Genomic DNA, 20,484 nt, shown 5'->3' on the forward strand with positions numbered 1-20,484 from the left:
CTTACCATTTACATGATGATATGGCTTAAGTTACTTAATATATAAAATTGACTCAATCTCGACCACACCGCCTTTAGGTAACGCCGCTACTTGGACAGCTGCACGAGCAGGATATGGCTCGCTCAAATTGGCAACGAATATTTCGTTTAAAACAGCAAAATCACTCAAATCTGTTAATGACACGTTAAATTTAACCACGTCATTTAAGCTGCCACCAGCCGCTTCACAGATGGCTTTGATGTTTTCGAACACTTGCTCAGCCTGTGCTTTAAAACCTTCTTTTAATTCCATGGTATCAGGGTCAAAACCCAATTGTCCTGAAATATAGACGGTGTTACCGACTTTGACGGCTTGTGAATAAGTACCAACGGCAGCAGGGGCTTTATCAGTTTGAATGGTTTGACGAGTCATATTATATATCCTTTTTATCTTTTTCTGGTTTGGTAGGTAAGGGCGCATTATTCATCATTTACATCTCGTTTTTCACCATACAAATGATGACACGCTCTACGTTTATTTGCTAAAAATCAAAAAACACAGTTTATCATTATTTCAGGTCTTTCTAAAATTTTCTAAATCCATTATTCAATGTTCTATTGAGTGAGTGTTGGTGGCAATGTATCACGCGCACTACACCACGTGCACTACACCACGTGCACTACACCTTATTACCAGCACTACAGCTGATACAGCCTGATGATATTTGGAAAACCTAGCAAGGAGCGTAGTTCGCGAATGCCTTGTGCTAGATGATTGCGGCTACGAACGATGATATGAATGATGGTATCACTACTGCGCACGTCTACTTTTTCTACCCCGATATTTAATTGGCGTAAATGATAGATGACTTCAGTAATTTGTTCGTCGCTGAGGGCAATAGATAGCTTTAAATAAGCTGGAAAGCGAATCTTTCCGGTATTTTTTATGTCATGCTCGCCAGCGTCACCTTGTTTTACGGCCTTGTCATTACGCCAGCGCAGTTGTATAACCTGATAAGGATTGTCTTTACGAATATCATCAAGTGAAAAGCACTTGTGTCGATGAACAACCAGACCGTGACGGGACAAGTGACCGACAATAGGGTCACCATAAATAGGATGACAACAATTGGCAAAATCAAGCTCAACCCCAGACGCATTGACTATCAGCTGCTGTGGTTGGGTCATATCATCGCTGTGTTCTTGTGCTTGCAAATCATTGACTTCATCGCTAAACAAGCGAGTTACTACCAGCTGTGGTAATAACGTACCAGAGCTTATTTGCTCGAATAGTTCGGATTTTTCGGTCAAGCCACGCCATTCAGTGAGGTTTTTCCAATCACTATCGGTTAAGTCATCGAGACTTTTTTGATAGGTTTTTAGCGCCCGATCTAAGGCTTGTTGACCATGGTGTTGCTTATCAGCAGGAGACAAGTCTTTAAACCAACGCAAAATCTCTTCACGCGCTTTATTGGTCACGACAAATCCTAGCCATTCTGCTTTTGGTTCTGAGTGGCTATTGACTTCTATTTCAACCAGCTGCCCGTTCTTAACGACTGTGCCAAGTTTGGCTTTTTTGCCATCGATATTGGCGCCAACGGCTACATTGCCGACCATTGGTCCGACAGCGTAAGCAAAGTCTAGCGCGGTTGCGCCTTGTGGTAGCTCATAAGCACGACCCTTTGGACTATAGCAGATGATTTTACTGGAGTGTAGGTAATCCATCAGCTCATTAATGGTAGAGACCGCCGCTGAAAAGTCTGGGCTATTTTCATCTAGCTGTCTTCATCGACCAAGTCTTTCATATTGCGTAATGAGGCTTGGATAACCGATTGGCTAACGTCTGAGGCATGCTCTGCACCAATGACACCAAGCCGCGCTGCGCTTTGCATTTGCTTGGTCAAAATCGTCACTTTGACGACATCGTTATCGCGCTCATAGATAAGCGTGAGCGATTGATTGCCACCTGGTAGCGGACGACGAATATTATCAGCGATATGAGAGTCATCAATCTGGTATTTTTTAATTAAGTAATAGGCCAGCTTGTCACAGGCTTCGACATTATCGAGGACAATCTCAAAGGCATAATGACGGAGTAGAGCGTTGATTTCACCGCGATTGCGGAAAAACTGACGGTAGATGACCACGCGATTGTCTAAAACTTTGACCAGACCATTCAACCCCAAATTATTGAGGACAATACTTAAATAGCGATGTATCGCCTCTCTTTGAAAGTTACGCCCAAGCCCGTGCTGTAGTAGCTTGTCAGACAGTTTGTTGTACATGTCAGAATCAAGGTTACGATAACAGAGCACCTCGATATAATCGGCAATATCATTAAGACCCATTAGCCGCGCAAACGGCACATAAAAGTCCAACGTTTCTTGTGCTGTGGTGCGTTGTTTTTCGGGGCGTACCGCATCTAGTGTCGACATATTGTGTAAGCGGTCAGCAAGCTTAATAATCAATACGCGTGGGTCGGCAAGGGTGGCTGTCAAAATTTTATGAAAGGTGGCTGCTTTATTTTGCTGTTTATTGTGTGAGGACGACTTTAGCTTAGTCACACCGTCGACCAGTCTCGCCACTATTTTGCCATAGCGCTGCTCAATCTGCTCATCGCTCACCTCGGTGTCTTCGACCGTATCATGCAAAATCGCTGCAATAATCGTATCTCGATCCAAACGAAAACCTGCCAGTATCTCGGCCACCGCAATCGGGTGGGTGATATAAGGCTCTCCTGATTTACGCTTATCTTTGATGTGCGCAATATCACCGAACTCACAGGCATCAATAATATCACGGCGTTCAGCAGCAGTGAGGTAACCTACTGAGCGCAGTAAATTATATTGAGCCTCATCGACTAAATGATGGCTGAGTTTGGGTAAGGTTTGACTCATAAAGTAACGATCCTATTTTCCATTACCTGTTTGCCTGACTGTCTATCGGGTAAATGGTGACTGAATGAATGCTGGAATACTATCAATATAAAAAATTTCGAGAAAAAAGATAAAAATAGGTAGACCATCCTCTAATTAATCGTAAATCGCATTCAATGTCAACTGCTAAGCGAACAGGTGCTATAAAAATTTAGAAATTCTAACTCAATGGTAGGTTTTCAGGTATAAATGGTGACTAAAACAGTCAAAGCAATATCAAAGCAATATCACAGCAACCAGCTATTACAACCAAAAAACCACAGCCTATGCTGTGGTCTCTCGTCAATATGTCATCACTGTGTGTATTTGTCTTATAAGGCAGTGGTTAGCTTTATAGGCTTCATACGACAAATCTTCAATGCTGTATCTTAATAATACAGTGTCTTAAAAACCATGATCGCCTGACAGTGCCAAATCTAATGAACTGGTGGCAAAGTTGTGCTCTGGCTGATTTAGGATATCGCGAGTGATTTTACCAGCAGCGATTTCACGCAATGCCAATACCGTAGGCTTGTCATTATCCACATCAACCAATGGTTCAGCGATACCTTTAGCCAATTGACGTGCGCGTTTGCTTGCCACTAAAATCAGTTCAAAGCGATTATCAACATTATCCAAACAATCTTCAATCGTCACTCGTGCCATATGTAGCTACCTCGGTTGTTTTATTAGTCACGGAGCTTGCCCGCCACTCAATAAAAATAATATCAAAATATAAAGGGGGATAGCGAGACATTATAGCATTTTTTGCCCAGCCGCGTAGTTGCTTTTTGCGTGTCTATTAACGTATCTATTAATAAGCGCTCATCGACTGAGTTGACAGTAGTATTTCGCTCTTGCTTTACTCTTCTACTTTATTGCTAAGTAAATTGCTGATGGTGCGATGATACCGCTGCTGTTGACGCTTAAGCGTCTGCCTGTCCGCCACGATAATGGCTTTTAGCTCAGTCAAAGCGACCTCAAAATTGTCATTAATAATCACAAAATCAAAATGGACATATTGCGCCATCTCAGTCACTGCACCAGCCAGACGTTGCTCTATTACCTCCATAGTATCTTGCCCACGCGTCGATAAGCGCTGACGTAAAGTGGCAATGCTTGGCGGTAAAATGAAAATCATAATGGCGTCAGTAAAGATTTTTTTGACTTGTAGTGCGCCCTGCCAATCAATCTCTAAAATAACATCGACGCCTGCTTCTAACTGCGTCCGCACACTTTGCTCCGAGGTGCCATAGTAATTACCAAAGACCTCAGCATGTTCTAAAAACTTGTTTTCACCGATGGCAGTCACAAAATTTTCGACGTCGGTAAAATGATAATGGTGACCATCAATCTCGCCGGGACGTGGCGTGCGCGTGGTGTGTGATACGCTGACGGTTAAGTCATTAGTCGTGGCAAGTAGCTGCTTTACCAGTGAGGTTTTGCCCGTACCTGAGGCAGCGGTAATAATAAATAATGAACCTGTCATACAATTTGTCCTAATGGAGTGTGTGCTAGTCAAATCTGTGCGAGTAAAAGAGCCAAAGCTGTTTTAGTAAACAATTCAAAACTGGTAAAAAGAAAAATCGCCATCATGTATGGCGATAGACATTGTCATCGATGCACTATTATAAACTGCTTTTGTGGCTTTTATTTTAATTAAAGCCGCCTTTGACCAGTCGTTATCATCGAAGCGATCTAAAGATGGCATAGGGCAACTTATTATAAATCACATTTTTAGTGCATTAAGTGCAGTTAACGCTGCCACTATGGATAAATACTTTGAACGTATGAATATGTGTGTGCTTCTAGTTAAAACAGCCTCTAGTACCGTGCTATTTTCAAAGGCAATAAAAGTAAATTATGCTAAAGTAGCGTAATGAATTCATCCCAATTTTTGAGTTAAAGCTTTTGACAGTAATGTCGTGTATTTAAGCTTTAATAATAAATTATCTAATGATAGGCCCTCTTATGCAAATTTATCTTGCCAATCACGTGGATTTGTGCTGGTGTGGATCGCGCGATTGCGATTGTGAACGAAGCATTGACACGTTTTGAACCGCCCATTTATGTTCGTCACGAGGTGGTACATAATAAATTTGTCGTCTCTGATTTGGCCAATCGCGGTGCGGTTTTTGTGGAAGAACTTCATGAAGTGCCAGATGGCTCTATCGTTATTTTTTCTGCTCATGGTGTATCAAAAGCTGTCGAAGATGAGGCTGAACGCCGCGATTTGACCGTATTTGATGCCACTTGTCCGCTGGTCACTAAGGTACATATCGAAGTCGCTAAATTTGCGCAAGAGGGTATGGATGCGGTATTGATTGGGCACGCTGGACATCCCGAAGTGGAAGGCACGATGGGGCGCTTTAACCGTCGCCACGGCGGTCACATTCATTTGGTTGAAAACGAAGCCGATGTGGCAGCATTGAGTGTACAAAATGCCGAACGTTTGGCATTTGTTACCCAAACGACCTTATCTATGGATGACACAGCGCGCGTCATCGATGCACTGCGTGAAAAATTCCCTAGTATCCAAGGTCCGCGCAAAGACGATATCTGTTATGCCACGCAAAACCGCCAAGATGCGGTAAAAGACTTAGCCAGTCGCTGTGAGGTGGTCTTAGTGGTCGGCTCGCCCAATTCATCAAACTCTAATCGTCTGCGTGAGCTGGCTGAGCGGATGAATTGCCGTGCGTATTTAATCGACAATGCCAGTGAGATGGATAAAAGCTGGTTAGATGGTGTGCAGAGTATCGGCGTCACCGCTGGCGCATCAGCACCCGAAGTACTGATTCAAGAAGTGCTACAGCAGCTGCAAGATTGGGGTGGTGATTTACCGAGTGAGCTATCAGGGATCGAAGAAAACGTCACTTTCAGTCTGCCTAAAGCCTTGCGTATCCCAGTTACCCAAGTGGGTAAATAGATAAGGCTTTGTACAAGACATCTAATAGGTAACGTATAGTAGGTAACGCAAAATGAAAAAGCAAAAAAAAGGATTTGTATTGGCAGAAGCCACTCTCGGTGAGGTTAACAAGCAATTGAAAGTGAATTTGTTTGTCATCGTGGTGGTGGGATTCGTGTTAGGTAGTAATATTCTGCATTTTATGCGAGAAAAGAGTGTTTTTTATGGCGTATTAATTGCCGCGATGGTCGTTGCGTTATTTTTTGTCATTAAGAGTCGACAGGTTCTTAAACTAAAACAACAAGAGCTTATCAAATAAATCATAGGACAGTCATGTCAGCTTATTATAACTTTATCAAACGCGAACAGCGAGAAGACGGCGTCAACATCGCACATTATCAGCCAACCAAACATGCTCAAGGTGCTTGGAATGAGCATGAACAGCATATGGCACCAGCGACAGGATTGCTCACGGCTGAGCTAAACGGTTATGCGCCGCAAGAAAACATGCGTATCGCTCGTATCAGCTAGATATCTTAGGATTGATTCCACTGGATGACTTTACCATCACCACGCGTTGTATTCGTCCGGGCAAGACCATTGAGCTGATTGAATCAGTCATGAGCAGTCGCGGTCGTGATGCGATTATTGCGCGGGCATGGCGTCTAATGACCCAAGATACCAGCGAGATTGCAGGCATTGAAGACCAAAAAGCGGTACATAAGCCCGAAGAGTTGCCTATTTGGGAAGACATGAAAGGCTGGCCGGGCGGGTTTATTGAGAGTGTGCGCTTGGTCGCTGATGATACGCAGCGTCGCCCAGGACGCGGTATGGTCTGGATTACTAATGATGTGGAAATGATCGAGGGCAAGCCGACTGATGACTTGGTGCATCTATTGGGCATGGTCGATACGGCCAATGGCATTGTGCCGCGCCTTGGGCTTGGCTTGTCAGAATTAGAATGGATGTTTCCCAATACGGATTTGCAAATTCATATGCATCGCGCGCCGCAAGGTCGCTGGCTTGGCATCGAAGCGGTGCAGCAGTATGGCAATGATGGCATTGGCTTAACGAGCGCTGTGTTGCATGACGTTCATGGCCCTTTTGGTCGTAGTGAGCAAATTTTGACCATTCGTCCGATGCCGCGCTAATTGCTCGGTGGTATTTAATTAAGCTCTATTTGATATGGTCAATTCGCTTTAAAAAAGTGATAGCAAGGCTGATAGAGAGTAGTTGCACTGTTAATATTTATCGTTGTTAATAACAACTATCCTAAGAAATAAAGTATTTGGATGAGTAGAAAACACGTTAAGTGGTTCTGAAAAACAAAACGAAATCATGTAATTAATTAATTATACAAATCAATGGTAATGGGTTGTAATAGTATCTAACCACAGAACATGACTGTCATTAGACATTACTATGAAAAAAACAAACCGTTTTTCGAACAAGCTGACAACTATTCTGGAACTATTAATAGAAGCGTATTCAGAATAGGTTTTGTACTTTAATCCATTTGCTATTCACAGGAGTATGACTATGAGCAACGATATGAGCGATAAAAAATGTCCTTATGCACCGACCCAATTGACCATGGGCAATGGTGCACCAGTGGCAGACAATCAAAACAGCATGACCGCCGGCAAACGCGTCCATTATTGGCGCAAGATGTTTGGCTCAATGAAAAGTTAGGAAATTTCGTCCGTGAAGTGATTCCAGAGCGCCGTATGCACGCCAAAGGCTCTGGCGCATTTGGTACTTTTACCGTGACCAATGACATCACTAATTATACCCGTGCGGATATTTTTAGCGAAGTGGGTAAGCAGACAGAGATGTTTGCGCGCTTTAGTACCGTCGCAGGTGAGCGCGGCGCGGCTGATGCCGAGCGCGACATTCGCGGATTTGCTTTGAAATTCTACACCGAAGAAGGTAACTGGGACATGGTGGGAAATAATACACCTGTGTTCTTCTTACGTGATCCGCGCAAATTCCCAGATCTAAACAAAGCCGTCAAACGTGATCCACGTACCAATATGCGTTCGGCGACCAACAACTGGGACTTTTGGACTTTATTACCAGAAGCTTTGCATCAAGTTACTATCGTTATGAGTGATCGCGGTCTGCCAGCCTCGTACAGAAATATGCATGGTTTTGGCTCGCACACGTATAGTTTTTGGAACGAAGCCAAAGAACGTTTTTGGGTAAAATTCCATTTCCGTACGCAACAAGGCATTAAGAACTTGACCGATGCAGAAGCGGCAGAGGTGGTTGGTTCTGATCGTGAGAGTCATCAAAAAGACTTGTACGATGCCATCGAAAATGGCGATTTCCCAAAATGGAAAATGTATGTGCAAATCATGCCAGAAGCTGAGGCGGATACCGTTCCTTATCATCCGTTTGACTTGACCAAAGTATGGCCAAAAGGTGATTATCCACTGATTGAAGTGGGTGAGTTTGAATTAAATAAAAACTCTGACAACTACTTTGTCGATGTGGAACAAGCTGCATTTGCGCCAAGTAATTTGGTACCGGGTATCAGCGTTTCACCAGATAAAATGCTACAAAACCGCTTGGTTAACTATGCTGATGCTCAGCGTTATCGTGTCGGTGTCAATCATCAGCAAATTCCGGTAAATAAGCCGCGTTGCCCTGTGATGAGCAATCATCGTGATGGTCAAGGCCGTGTCGATGATAACTATGGCAGTCGCCCGCATTATGAGCCAAACAGCTTTAGCCAGTGGCAAGAGCAGCCTGATTATGCTGAGCCACCATTAAAAATTGACGGCTATGCGGCGCATTATGATTTCCGTGAAGACGATAGCGATTATTTTAGCCAACCTCGCGCATTGTTTAATTTGATGAGTGCTGAGCAACAACAAGTGCTATTTGAAAACACAGCAAATAATATGGCTGGTGTGCCGGACTTTATTCAGTATCGCCACATTCGTAACTGTAACTGGTGTGATGCCGCTTATGGCGCAGGCGTTGCCAAAGCACTAGGCTTAACGGTTGAAGATGCGATGAATGCTCGTGAGTCAGATCCAGCGCTGCATTTGCCTAGCTGCTTATAGTTGATAGGTTTATCTAAAAACGTATTACTAAATCTATTTGCTAAACCTATTATCGATATAACGACACCGCCTTAGGAAACTAGGGCGGTGTTTTTGTTGAATTGTACTTTTTAGCTTGAAATATTCTGCTGCGCCCCTATTAGTATAAACAACTTAGCGATATTCGAAATTGAACTGCTTAATTTGTACCTGAGTAGAGACAGTCAAATGATTGCTATTTTATGATACGTTTTTGACATAAATTAAAGGAGTTTTTTATGAGTGAACAGACCCCAGTTGATAACCAAAAAGTTGATAGCATCAATGTTAATAAAAGCAGCCCTGAATTAAAAAAACATACCTTTGAGGCGGAAGTAGCGCAACTGCTACATCTAGTCACGCATTCGCTTTACTCTAATTCTGATATCTTTGTGCGTGAGCTGGTTTCAAACGCCTCTGATGCTTGTGATAAATTGCGCTTTGAAGCGACCAATGATGACAGTCTTTATGAAGACGATGGTGAGCTGCGCATTCGCATTGCTGTCGACGAAGACGCCAAAACCATCACCTTTACCGATAATGGTATTGGCATGAATGAAGCCGATGCTATCGAAAACTTGGGTACGATTGCCAAGTCCGGTACCAAAGCATTTTTAGACAAGCTGTCTGAATCACAAAAGCAAGATGGTCAATTAATCGGACAGTTTGGGGTTGGCTTCTATTCAGGTTTTATCGTTGCTGACACGATTAGCGTCGAATCACGCAAAGCGGGCGAACCTGCGGATAAAGGTGTACGCTGGGTATCAGATGGTACCGGTAGCTTTACGGTTGAACCTATCACTAAAGAAACTCGTGGCACCGCCATTACTTTGCATTTAAAAGAGCAATATAGTGAGGGCGAAGACAGCTATTTAGACCGTGGCAAAATTAAGCAGTTGGTTAATAAATACTCAGACCATATCAGCTTACCGATTCAGATGCGTAAAGAAGTTTGGCAAGAAGATGTCAAAGAAGATGAGAACGACGACGCACCTGCTGGTGGCGAGATGGTATTGACCGATGAATGGGAGACTATCAATAAAGCCAGCGCGCTATGGACACGTTCAGCCTCTGAGATTGAAGATGATGAGTATGTCGATTTCTACAAAAACATCACTTATGATATGGATGCGCCACTCGCATGGACGCATAACCGTGTCGAAGGTCGCGTTCAGTATACTCAGCTGCTATATATTCCGAAAAAAGCCCCTGTTGATTTATATACTCGTGACCAGCAGCATGGACTAAAGCTATACGTGAAGCGCGTCTTTATTATGGATGAAGCTGAGCAATTATTGCCAATGTACCTGCGTTTCGTCAAAGGGGTCATTGATTCAGCCGACTTGCCATTGAACGTCAGCCGCGAGCTATTACAAGAGTCGCGTGATGTGAAGTCTATCCGCGATGGTAACGCCCGTCGTATTTTGACGTTGCTGGCCAGTCTAGCCAACAGTGAAGACAGTGATAAGCAAGAAAAATTCGCGCAGTTCTACGCTGAATTTGGTGATGTTATCAAAGAAGGCGTTGGCGAAGACATGGGCAATCAAGAACGTATTGCCAAATTGCTCCGTTATGCGACCAGTACTCAGGATAGTGTGACCACCAGCTTTGAAGACTATAAAGCGCGTATGAAGGAGGGTCAAAAAGCCATCTATTATCTAACGGCTGACAATCTAGCGGCTGCTAAAAATAGCCCACAGTTAGAGCTGTTTAAAAAGAAAGGCATCGAAGTTATCTTGATGACCAGCCGTGTTGATGAATGGGCAATGAACTTCTTGACCTCATTTGATGAGACACCGCTACAAAACATCGCTAAAGGTGCCGTTGATTTGGGCGACTTGCAAGACGAAGCCGAAAAAGCTGAAGCTGAAAAAGCGCAAGAAACCATGAAGCCTGTTGTCGATAAACTTAAAGCAGCGTTAGGCGAACGTGCCAAAGACGTTAAAGTATCGACGCGTTTGGTTGATAGTCCTGCCTGCTTGGTCGTTGGGGAAGGTGAGTTATCACCACAAATGATTCAGATGCTTAAACAAATGGGTCAAGATGTGCCAGAAAGCAAGCCGACATTAGAGGTCAACCCTGATCATCCATTGATTAAAAAGCTTGAAAGTAGCGAGCAATCTGACGTTGATTTTGATAAATTGGCGCAAGTAATTTTTGACCAAGCATTGCTAGCAGATGGCGGTCAATTAGATGATCCAGCCGCTTATCTAAAACGTGTGAATGAGCTTTTGATGAGATAGTAGTGAGTCTTTGATACAGTCATTATTGAGAAAAAAGGAGGTCTTGGATTCAAGACCTCCTTTTTTATATGTCCTTAGCCAAATTTAAGCGAATTTTACAAATCAGCCTTATCCTCTTGACCGACAATCCGTTACAATCGCGTTATATTAGCGAGCTAAACTGTTTAGTCATATTTTTAGTCTTTGCTATTCGTCTCTTAAAATCATCTCATTGTGAATTGCATGTAATCTTGATGTCCATATGCTATATAAAAAATGTGAATTAATGACATTTTGTAGGTAGCTGCCACACCAAAAATCATCATCAACTCACTTTCTTTTCTCGACTGGCTAGAGGTTTAAGTCTTTGTCACTTGCGTCGTTAAAAACCGTATCGCTTCAGCGTTTTTCGCTCAATTTCGCTGCCAATATTATTGCAACCTTGTGGATGCTAGTAGGGTCGACGCGCGCGTTTTCTTGGGTAAAACCTACCTTTATCCAGTTTGCCGTATTTGCACTATTGGCACTCGGTAGTAATGTACTGTTTTCTTGGTTAGCCGCGGAAAATGGCAGTATCTTTAATGAGCAAGGGTTGGTCAGCTACTTGATTTGGCCGATGATAATTTTATTGGGCGGCATCATTTTGGCACGGCGTTCTGGCAATCAAACGTTGGTGTTTGTGCCCGTGGTATTGTGGCTAGTGGCTGATACCTTATCTGCACTATTACAAAGTTTGGTGCAGTTTTTGGGCAGTTATGGTTGGTTGCCAGATTGGAGCTATTCACTTTTACCCATACTGTTTTTGGTGCTGTTTTTATGGCAGACCTTGGCGTTATTATGGATTTTTTCTCGTCGTCTACGCATACCGTGGTGGGAGCGGGTCATTGTATTGGTAGGTGCAGTCGCACTGTTGACGATTTGGCAGCGTAATGTCGCGGACCAGCCTATATTTAAGCAGATTCCTGTAGAGCCTGTTTTAGCAGAAGCGGCATTATATGAGCAGCCTCGTTTGTTACAGCAAGCATTAAATAGTATCGATCCCAGCACTTCGGGCAAGACCGACTGGTATTTTATGGGTGTGGCAGGATTCTCTGGTCAAGATGTTTTTCGCTCTGAGATTAATAAAGTGCGTGAGCTATTCGATGTGCGTTTTGGCACTAGTGGACATTCACTCTCGTTGATCAACAATACTTATAGTTGGCTTGATGAGCCAATCGCTACCAAAACCAGCATTCTGCGTGGATTAAAGAAAATTGGTCAGCAGATGAATGCCGATGAGGATGTGTTATTCCTAACCTTGTCTTCACACGGCAACGAAAATATCATTCAATTAGCAAATCCACCATTAGCAATGGAGAATCTAGATGCCGCATGGTTACGGGAGGCGCTAGACGCTTCAGGTATTCGCTGGCGGTTGATTGTGGTATCTGCTTGCTATTCAGGCTCATTTATCGATGAATTGGCCTCTCCAACCACGGTGGTGATTACCGCATCAGCGGCGGATAAGGCATCGTTTGGCTGTACCAACACAGCTGAGATGACCTATTTTGGGCAAGCGTTTTTTGCTGAAAGCCTGCGTGGCAATACCAGTTTTGAATCTGCCTTTAAAGATGCCCGTTTGCGTGTGAATGAGCGTGAAAGTGCGATGGGTTTTGAACCATCAGAGCCGCAGATGGTGATTGGTAGTCTGATGGAGACTGCTTTGCCAGCGTTCGAACAAGTATTGTTTGATAAAACCCGACCACCAGTCGCCAGCATTATTAATGACAGTGATTCTATCGCCATTAATATCGTAGAGGATAGTGCTTCTGGTCAGCCAGTGGCTAATACTGCGATCACTGTCAATTAACAGTAAACCCAAAACCCACAACCCAAAAATCACGATGAGCCGTATTCAGCTCGTTCAGTCTAGAATCTGTAATACTGACACTCGCTTTCCTTACTACTTTAATTCTTGTGAATGGTATAATGATTGAGTACTAAGTGAGTTTGGAGAAGTACTAGTATTACTTTACCAATGCTTTTTATAAGTCATCGTGTACTTTACTTTGGATAAAAAGGATGTCGCTTATGAACAACTCTTATAAACACAGTCTATCTACTAACTCAAAAATCACGCAGATCAGCGTCAACCGCTGTTTCGATGGTGAGCAGCATTACTATAGCCATCAATCATTATCGACCAAAACGCCGATGACCTTTAGCATTTATCTGCCAGATGAAGCGCTTGCTGGTCGCCGTTGTCCTGCGATTCTATATTTATCAGGTCTCACTTGCAATGCTGATAATGTCACCCACAAAGCGCATTTTCAGCAAAAATGCAGCGAGCTTGGTATGATATTTATCGCCCCTGATACATCACCTCGAAGTAGTGACAGCAATGAAGTGCCAAATGATGAGCGTTATTTTGTCGGTCAGGGCGCAAGCTATTATGTTGATGCGACGCAAGCACCATGGTCAGAGCATTTTAATATGCAAAGCTACATCGTTGATGAGTTATATGACTTGTTACGCTCAGAATTTCCTATTGACAGTATTGGCGTGACAGGGCATTCGATGGGCGGTCACGGAGCATTACTATTGGGCTTTAAGTTTCCAGGCAAGTTTGTTAGTGTCTCAGCTTTATCGCCTGTGTGCGCGGCCAGTGAGTCGGCATGGGGGCAAGCCGCTTATACAGAATACTTCGGCGATGATAAATCACGATGGGCGCAGGCAGATGCTGCGCAGATGATTGAAAAATCGGGGCAGCAGTATGCAAGTATCTTGGTGGATCAAGGCGCGGCTGATAATTTTTTAGCAGAGGGTCAACTGCAAACCACCAAATTACAACGCGCTTGTGACAAAGCCAATCAGCTTAACCTTGCGTTATCAGGCAGGTCACGATCATAGCTACTATTTTATTCAAACGGTGATTAACGATCATATCGAACATCATTGGCGTATGGCACAGCTTGGCTAATCCATAATATTACTGTGTTTTTCATTATACTGTTTAAGATTAAAAAGGTACTTTTATGGCAAGTTGTCAAGATTTAATCGCAGCTAAATCAAGTGAGCAGTCAGCGCCTGACTATCAGTTATACGTTACTAGTTCCCAGTCGGCATTAGCAATGATGCAAGCTGATATGGATGCCGCGATAAAGAATAAGCAGCACAATAATACTCATGCGAGCGCAAATGGCGAGCAATCAAACGCTGATAAATCCGATGAGCTTATCGCAACCGTAGTCAATGAGTCAGGTGATAAAGTGCTAGATGACGCGCAAGTCTCACGAGTGATAGAAATGGCGTGGGAGGACAGAACACCGTTTGCGGCGATAGAGCATAGCTATGGTCTCAATGAAGCAGGCGTGATTAAGCTGATGCGCCAAGCGCTAAAGCCGTCATCTTTTCGCTTATGGCGTCAGCGCGTGAGCAATCGCGCTACCAAACACCAAGCTAAGCGAGGCTTCGATGTCGGTCGTGCTTATTGCAAAACCCAGTATAAGCAGCGCTAATAGTTTGAGTTCTTAATATTATTGCTTTAAAGGCACAGCTTTTTAAGCCAGTACTTAGTTTCTTTTTATTTTATTCGTATTTTATTTCAACAGAATCAGGTAGCTCAACTATGATTATTCCTTCTAAACCTTATCTTATCGCCCCATCAATACTCTCAGCTGATTTTGCACGTTTAGGTGAAGAAGTTGAAAGGGTGTTGGAATCAGGTGCTGATGTGATTCATTTTGATGTAATGGACAACCATTATGTACCCAATCTCACCTTTGGTAGTATGATTTGTAAGGCGCTGCGTGATTATGGGGTCGATGCACCAATCGATGTGCATTTGATGGTCTCACCAGTTGACGGCATGATTGAGCAGTTCTTGGAAGCAGGCGCGAGTGTTATCACTTTTCATCCAGAAGCCAGTGGGCATATTGATCGCTCTTTACAGCTGATCAAAGATGGCGGTGCTGAATGTGGTTTAGTATTGAATCCCGCAACGCCATTACATTATTTAGACTATGTGATGGACAAGGTAGATCAAATTTTATTGATGAGCGTCAACCCAGGTTTTGGCGGTCAGTCATTTATTGAAGGGACGTTAGAAAAAGTGCGCCAAGTCCGTCAGCGCATCATCACCAGTGGTCGTGATATCAGATTAGAAGTAGATGGCGGTATCAAAGCCAGTAATATCCGAGCCATTGCCGAAGCGGGTGCTGATATGTTTGTGGCAGGGTCGGCGATCTTTAACCAAGATGACTATAAAGTGGCTATTGATGCTATGCGTGCTGAGCTGGCTTTGGCTAATGGTAACGAATAACTACGGTCTTATGTGATCGATAAATGCGTTCGTCAGTCATTTTTGTCATAAAAGAATAGTAGCAAAATGTGCTGTATAACGGATAACGATGCATAACGGTAAGTTACGTAAAGGTGAAATATGGACACAAAAAACTCAATCAATTCGTCAGAATCACCTGAGTCAGAGCAAATCACTGAGCAGCCAATTCAGAATGAGACACAGCAACGCAGCTTGGTGCCAAAGGGTATTACTATTGGCTTGGCTGTATTTGCCTTGGTTCTAAGTTTGGCAGGTTACGGCTTTCGGCTAATGGTGGGTGATGATACTGGTGAAGTATTACGTCATGCTGCGGTCATTGTGCCTGCATTTATGCTGGGCATTCCCCTGTTTTTTTGGCTAGGTTCGAAGATACTTAACAAAGTTAAAGGCATGCATATAGAGAGCTGGAATGCCATTAGCTTGGGTTATTTAACCTCTTGTATATCGATGCTTTGGTTAATGGGTACTTACAGTTAGAGTCTTATGAGCAGAGATAAAGCTGTTTGGTAATATAGTGCACTGCAATATTTATGATAGGCTGTTTTTATACAATTTTTAATTATTAAGTCACGCGCTGCAAGCGTGACTGGAATTTTACATGAGAATCATACCGACCAAGATTGCCAATATCATCTATCCAAAAGATCTACCCAATGGCTTATTCACCAGCTTAATTATCGCCTGTTTGCTGCTAGGGCTAGCATCATTGCGTAACGGTACTGATTTACAAGGTTGGCTCAATGTCATCGAAAACTGGCTGCTTATGCTGTTGATATTTCCGACCGCCACCGCCACTGTAGCCTTACCGTTTAAATATCGAGATCCGACATTAGAGTTAAAGCTCATGTATTATCTCGGTATGTTTGTTGCCTTCTTATTTACTGTGGCAAAATTACGCTACTGGCGCTAATACTATCAGTGATAGCACACCCAAAAAGCCTATATGTAGAAGACTTATGTGACAAGCCTTGAATTTCAAGACCAAAGCGTCCATTGTATGACTAAGATAGTTTTACCCGTATTATTGTAAAACAATAATGTTGCGACGCGCGATTTTTCTTGCAAGTATTAGACGGGACAATGAGGAAGCAATTCATGCCATACGATATCGATAATGATATAGAAGTAGATAACGAAAGTACGGATCAATTTGCAGGATTTGCCAAAGAGACTACCCTTGAGTTGGTAGAGGCAGAAGATGGTCGCTTATTGTTACGTGACGCGGAACAGGACGAAGCGCCGCTGATGACCATTGATTTTTCTGAAAAGCTTAAAGAGCTGCTCGGTAGTGACACCCAAGCGATAGGTCAGCATATGATTCATGCCGCGATTCAGGTCATTATGCAAAAGCAGATGAGCCAATGGCATGCGCATGTTTATGACAAAGAGCCGACGCACTATAGTTAGTGATGAGTTGCTGTTAAGCTGGCTAGTAGTCAATTAAAATAATCATCATGAAAAGTAGCAAGCATAAAAAAGGGTATATCAATTGATATACCCTTTTTTTCAAATAACTTATTTATAGAAAGTATTTATGAAAATATATTCTATAAATTATAGCAATTATTTGATTTTAGCTTCTTTAAACATCACGTGCTGGCGAATTTTTGGATCGAATTTCTTCATTTCCATTTTGCCAGGCATAGTGCGTTTGTTTTTAGTAGTGGTGTAGTAATACCCAGTACCAGCTGTTGATACTAATTTAATTTTATCTCTCATGATAGCTTTCCTGTAAATGAGGGGTCTTCAAACGATAGGTACGGATCTAAAATATTAAGTAGCTACATAAGATGTAGCAGAAAAGCAGCTTAAACGACGAAAATTATCGAGATATTAAGCTGCCAGTCTTAACTTATACTTTTTGACCTTGTGCGCGCATATCTGCTAACACTTTATCGATACCAAGTTTGTCAATAGTGCGCATACCTTTGGTAGACACACGTAGACGTACAAAACGATTTTCAGACTCTACCCAAAAACGATGGTTATGAAGGTTTGGTAGAAAGCGACGACGGGTTTTGTTGTTTGCGTGCGAAACATTATTACCCACCATAGGGCGCTTTCCAGTCACTTGGCAAACTCGAGACATGGCGAACTCCTAATCTATGAGGTATGAGTTTTTCTCATACCAGTCTGGGCAAGTTGCACGTTTTTGCGGCATGGACACAGCAAGCGGCAGCTTTGCACCAAACAAAACTATATGAATGTTGAGTTGATATTGCTGTTATCTAAAGGCAAATAACAAGCGTACCAATCAGAAAATTTTAAAGCCGACATTTATACCATAAAACAGATGAATACTCAAATATTTTTATGATTATTGTCGATCTAAAGGATGGCTATTATACCCTGAAATTCACTGGCTATGTTGTTGATTATTTAATAGTAAAAATTAATTTTTAGTTGTAAGTTATGACAAAAGTCAGTAAAGTTGCTGTTATATATTTAATACAATCTGTTAATACAACGGGTATTAATGTAAATCTATGTATCATTACCAATCTATTATGATTCTGTGTAATGATTTTTGTTTATTTGCTCGAATAAATTACTGCTGACGCGGAGTCCAAAACATGTCATATAGTTCACGCCCACTTTCTTCTAAGTTGTTTCAATTGACAGCGTTATCACTGGCTTTAACATTAGCAGGATGTGGTGGCGGTGATGGTACAGATACAATTGCGCCAGCGCCTGATTTGGGTGTAGAGCAGCCTGGTACAGGTGACGGTGAACAAGCTATTGGGGAAATCAATATTGTAGAAGGTGCACTCTTTAATGCTGATAGTAATATCATAAACTCAATTAGCTTAGAAGGAGCCTACTACAAGATAAAGGTTGTTGATAAAGCTAAAAACCCTATTATAAATGCGAAAGTTGTTTTCGATATTGATGCAGAAGGGATAAATCTTTCTCAAACAACATCAGGCGCAGTTTTGACAGATGCAGAAGGTATAGCGCAAATATTTTTGAAACCTAATAATGCAGAGGTTTCAGGCGCATATACTATCTCAGCGAATGTAACCTATAAGCAGAAAACCGCTACAACGGAGACAACTTTCTCAGTTCAGGCAACAAATGTTACTTTGTCAGAAATAACAGTTGGGTCCAGTAGCTTGGCTTCAGGAGGCCAAACGCCTATCAGTCTAAAAGTTACTAATGAAGCAGGTGATGTACTAAGTGGTGTTTTAGTAAACCTCAATAGTAGCTGTGGTCAAATACCAGAACAAGTTACCTCTGATAGTGAAGGGATGATTAAAGCAGTTTTTAAAGCCATTAATTTAGATACCACACTATGTAGTGGTCCAGTTAGTATGTCTGCACGTACAGGTAATAAAACTAAGTCAACGACAGTTACTGTTGCCTCTGCTGAAGCTACATCAATTATCTATACTTCTAATGACATCAGTCTAGGTATTCGCGGTAGTGGCTCATCTTCTACAGGACAAGCTGAGTTTACGGTGTACTCTGGATCTACTACCCTGGCAAATGAACAAGTCAGAGTGTCTTTAGAGAAATCACCCCTTGGTCTTACTTTTGGACCAAATAGAAACCAGCAATCTTATGTAGCAACCACTGATGCTAGTGGTCAGATTATTGTGCCTATATTCCCTGGTACAACGCCTGGGCCAGTAGAGATTGAAGTATCTTTAGTAGATGACCCATTAATAAATGCTTTGTCAAAAAACATAACAGTAGCCAGCTCACGAGTCACTCAGACGGGCCTTAGTTTATCATGGGAGAAGAACGTTTTAGATTGGTCTTATGATGGCGATAGTACTCAAATCAATGCAAGAATGGTGGATCGTAATGGTAATAAAGTGCCCGATGGCACAGTAATTAACTTTACTGCCGAAGGCGGCAAGGTTACCTCTAGTTGTGCCACAGTTGATGGTAACTGTGATGTCACCTTTACAACGCAAAACCCGCGTCCAGGTGATGGACGCGTAAGTATTTTAGCAGTTGCTGAAGGTGAAAAAGACTACATCGATATGAACGAAAACAATGCTTGGGATGAAGGTGTTGATATACTAGTTCATAATATCGGTGATACATTCCGTGACGATAATGAAAGCGGAGATTTTCAGATTGGTGAGTTTACTTATCCACTGACAACTGGGGCAAGCAATGCATGTGAAAATAATATTGATAAGTACATCAATTTAAAATTTCCATCATTGTCTGATTTGAAAAAACGTCAGTACGAATCTAGGTATATCAATGAGTTCGTTTCACCCAACAAAGTAAATAGCTGTAACACTGATTTAGATACGGTAGTACGTTATCAAGCTGTTACTTTGCTGTCTAACGGTAACGATACGCGTTTCACTGTGGGAAGTTTAGATCAAGGTGGTAATTTTACAGTTCGAACACCTCAAGCTATTTTTAGTAGTGACACATCCATATCATTTAGAGTGAATAGCGGTGGTTTTTACGACTTAAATCCTATGCCTTCTGGTACAACGATAACTGGTTCAGCAATTGACCAAACTTCTGCAAATCCAACTGCTACAATTGAACGTGTCGCAAATGGATTTTTCATTGAGGTTTTGGATGCTAATCCAAGATCAAGAGTTACTGTAAAAGTTGGTAATGAAGAGTTTTTAGTTCCTATTGGTAGTAACGGTACGGGAACTTCACAAGTATTTACTACTAATCCACCTATAGGCGACATTAGTGTAGAAAGCAAAAATAATACTTGTGAGGCTACCCTATCAGGTGTTACTAAAGTACCTGCTAACTTAGCAACTGGTATGCCGGGTGATAACTTGGGTACTTTTACAACCTTTAAGCTGAAAAACTGTCAGGCAACGGATGAGGTTAAGATTACTGCCACTTCACCAAATGGCAATGTAACTAGCTATACTTATACTATTGGATAGTTGCTTTAGGCTTTAGAACGAACCCCTAACCTCGCGTTGGGGGTTTTTACGTTATGAATCTTAATAACTAAAAAAACCAACTCAGTCAGCAAAGTTAGGTAAAAGCGATTAGAATAGTCGGTTTCCTATGCTAATGACCGTATTGAAAGTCAGTAGCAAGTTTAATTTTTTGAT

General features: G+C 42.3%; 14 protein-coding genes and 5 pseudogenes. 13 read left to right on the forward strand and 6 right to left on the reverse strand.

Features of this window, described 5'->3' with window-relative positions:
- Positions 1-30: 30 nt before the first annotated feature.
- The 4 genes and pseudogenes from TT12_RS09135 to gmk form a co-directional block, all read right to left on the reverse strand.
- The gene (locus tag TT12_RS09135) at positions 31-411 is read right to left on the reverse strand and encodes a RidA family protein (protein WP_045454139.1); all 381 of its coding nucleotides are present in this window, start codon (positions 409-411) and stop codon (positions 31-33) included.
- A 266-nt stretch (positions 412-677) separates the two neighbouring features.
- Positions 678-2,875: pseudogene (locus TT12_RS09140) on the reverse strand (RelA/SpoT family protein).
- Between the two features lie 423 nt (positions 2,876-3,298).
- The gene (gene rpoZ / locus TT12_RS09145; RefSeq protein WP_045444217.1) at positions 3,299-3,559 is read right to left on the reverse strand and encodes a DNA-directed RNA polymerase subunit omega; all 261 of its coding nucleotides are present in this window, start codon (positions 3,557-3,559) and stop codon (positions 3,299-3,301) included.
- A gap of 196 nt (positions 3,560-3,755) precedes the next feature.
- Positions 3,756-4,382, reverse strand: coding sequence for a guanylate kinase (gene gmk, locus TT12_RS09150; protein ID WP_045454143.1), 627 nt, complete (start codon positions 4,380-4,382; stop codon positions 3,756-3,758).
- A gap of 482 nt (positions 4,383-4,864) precedes the next feature.
- On the opposite strand from gmk, the pseudogene ispH reads away from it, so the two are divergent.
- The 12 genes and pseudogenes from ispH (at position 4,865) to TT12_RS09210 (ending at position 16,837) form a co-directional block, all read left to right on the forward strand.
- Positions 4,865-5,819 (forward strand): annotated as a pseudogene (gene ispH / locus TT12_RS09155) (4-hydroxy-3-methylbut-2-enyl diphosphate reductase).
- Positions 5,820-5,871: 52 nt separating this feature from the next.
- Positions 5,872-6,117: a hypothetical protein gene (locus tag TT12_RS09160; RefSeq protein ID WP_045454149.1), complete on the forward strand. Its 246-nt coding sequence runs from the start codon at positions 5,872-5,874 to the stop codon at positions 6,115-6,117.
- A gap of 14 nt (positions 6,118-6,131) precedes the next feature.
- Positions 6,132-6,949: pseudogene (locus TT12_RS09165) on the forward strand (thioesterase family protein).
- Positions 6,950-7,337: 388 nt separating this feature from the next.
- Positions 7,338-8,869, forward strand: a pseudogene (locus TT12_RS09170) (catalase).
- Between the two features lie 257 nt (positions 8,870-9,126).
- Positions 9,127-11,130 carry a molecular chaperone HtpG gene (gene htpG / locus TT12_RS09175; RefSeq protein ID WP_045454153.1) on the forward strand — a complete coding sequence of 668 codons (2,004 nt, stop codon included), beginning with the start codon at positions 9,127-9,129 and terminating at the stop codon, positions 11,128-11,130.
- A gap of 346 nt (positions 11,131-11,476) precedes the next feature.
- Entirely contained in the window at positions 11,477-12,958 is a 1,482-nt protein-coding gene (locus tag TT12_RS09180; RefSeq protein ID WP_045454157.1) for a C13 family peptidase, read from the forward strand.
- Positions 12,959-13,179: 221 nt separating this feature from the next.
- Positions 13,180-14,068, forward strand: a pseudogene (gene fghA / locus TT12_RS09185) (S-formylglutathione hydrolase).
- A gap of 256 nt (positions 14,069-14,324) precedes the next feature.
- The gene (locus TT12_RS18405) at positions 14,325-14,606 is read left to right on the forward strand and encodes a TIGR03643 family protein (RefSeq protein ID WP_374190061.1); all 282 of its coding nucleotides are present in this window, start codon (positions 14,325-14,327) and stop codon (positions 14,604-14,606) included.
- A gap of 110 nt (positions 14,607-14,716) precedes the next feature.
- Positions 14,717-15,409 (forward strand): ribulose-phosphate 3-epimerase, encoded by a 693-nt coding sequence (gene rpe / locus TT12_RS09195; RefSeq protein WP_045454160.1) that lies wholly within the window; start codon positions 14,717-14,719, stop codon positions 15,407-15,409.
- Between the two features lie 120 nt (positions 15,410-15,529).
- On the forward strand, positions 15,530-15,907 hold the full coding sequence (locus TT12_RS09200; protein ID WP_045454163.1) for a hypothetical protein: 378 nt from the start codon (positions 15,530-15,532) through the stop codon (positions 15,905-15,907).
- Between the two features lie 121 nt (positions 15,908-16,028).
- Positions 16,029-16,340 carry a hypothetical protein gene (locus TT12_RS09205; protein WP_045444243.1) on the forward strand — a complete coding sequence of 104 codons (312 nt, stop codon included), beginning with the start codon at positions 16,029-16,031 and terminating at the stop codon, positions 16,338-16,340.
- A 185-nt stretch (positions 16,341-16,525) separates the two neighbouring features.
- A complete protein-coding gene (locus TT12_RS09210; protein WP_045444246.1) occupies positions 16,526-16,837 on the forward strand; it encodes a hypothetical protein in 312 nt (103 codons plus the stop codon).
- Between the two features lie 156 nt (positions 16,838-16,993).
- Here the strand turns inward: TT12_RS09210 and rpmG are convergent, their stop codons facing one another.
- Together rpmG and rpmB are read right to left on the reverse strand one after the other, a co-directional pair.
- Positions 16,994-17,149 carry a 50S ribosomal protein L33 gene (gene rpmG / locus TT12_RS09215; RefSeq protein WP_045444249.1) on the reverse strand — a complete coding sequence of 52 codons (156 nt, stop codon included), beginning with the start codon at positions 17,147-17,149 and terminating at the stop codon, positions 16,994-16,996.
- Positions 17,150-17,282: 133 nt separating this feature from the next.
- The gene (gene rpmB / locus TT12_RS09220; protein WP_010201401.1) at positions 17,283-17,519 is read right to left on the reverse strand and encodes a 50S ribosomal protein L28; all 237 of its coding nucleotides are present in this window, start codon (positions 17,517-17,519) and stop codon (positions 17,283-17,285) included.
- Positions 17,520-18,003: 484 nt separating this feature from the next.
- Here rpmB and TT12_RS09225 point away from each other — a divergent pair, with 484 nt between their 5' ends.
- Positions 18,004-20,310, forward strand: a complete 2,307-nt coding sequence (locus tag TT12_RS09225) for an Ig-like domain-containing protein (protein WP_045454165.1) — start codon at positions 18,004-18,006, stop codon at positions 20,308-20,310.
- Positions 20,311-20,484: the final 174 nt, after the last annotated feature.

The sequence above is a fragment of the Psychrobacter sp. JCM 18903 genome, from assembly GCF_000586475.1.
Taxonomy (GTDB): Bacteria; Pseudomonadota; Gammaproteobacteria; order Pseudomonadales; family Moraxellaceae; genus Psychrobacter.

What these genes read in the sequence shown, in the direction of transcription:
- TT12_RS09135 (WP_045454139.1), bottom strand. Translation starts at nt 411, where the DNA reads ATGACTCGTCAAACCATTCAAACTGATAAAGCCCCTGCTGCCGTTGGT.
- rpoZ (WP_045444217.1), bottom strand. Translation starts at nt 3,559, where the DNA reads ATGGCACGAGTGACGATTGAAGATTGTTTGGATAATGTTGATAATCGC.
- gmk (WP_045454143.1), bottom strand. Translation starts at nt 4,382, where the DNA reads ATGACAGGTTCATTATTTATTATTACCGCTGCCTCAGGTACGGGCAAA.
- TT12_RS09160 (WP_045454149.1), top strand. Translation starts at nt 5,872, where the DNA reads ATGAAAAAGCAAAAAAAAGGATTTGTATTGGCAGAAGCCACTCTCGGT.
- htpG (WP_045454153.1), top strand. Translation starts at nt 9,127, where the DNA reads ATGAGTGAACAGACCCCAGTTGATAACCAAAAAGTTGATAGCATCAAT.
- rpe (WP_045454160.1), top strand. Translation starts at nt 14,717, where the DNA reads ATGATTATTCCTTCTAAACCTTATCTTATCGCCCCATCAATACTCTCA.
- TT12_RS09200 (WP_045454163.1), top strand. Translation starts at nt 15,530, where the DNA reads ATGGACACAAAAAACTCAATCAATTCGTCAGAATCACCTGAGTCAGAG.
- TT12_RS09205 (WP_045444243.1), top strand. Translation starts at nt 16,029, where the DNA reads ATGAGAATCATACCGACCAAGATTGCCAATATCATCTATCCAAAAGAT.
- TT12_RS09210 (WP_045444246.1), top strand. Translation starts at nt 16,526, where the DNA reads ATGCCATACGATATCGATAATGATATAGAAGTAGATAACGAAAGTACG.
- rpmG (WP_045444249.1), bottom strand. Translation starts at nt 17,149, where the DNA reads ATGAGAGATAAAATTAAATTAGTATCAACAGCTGGTACTGGGTATTAC.
- rpmB (WP_010201401.1), bottom strand. Translation starts at nt 17,519, where the DNA reads ATGTCTCGAGTTTGCCAAGTGACTGGAAAGCGCCCTATGGTGGGTAAT.
- TT12_RS09225 (WP_045454165.1), top strand. Translation starts at nt 18,004, where the DNA reads ATGTCATATAGTTCACGCCCACTTTCTTCTAAGTTGTTTCAATTGACA.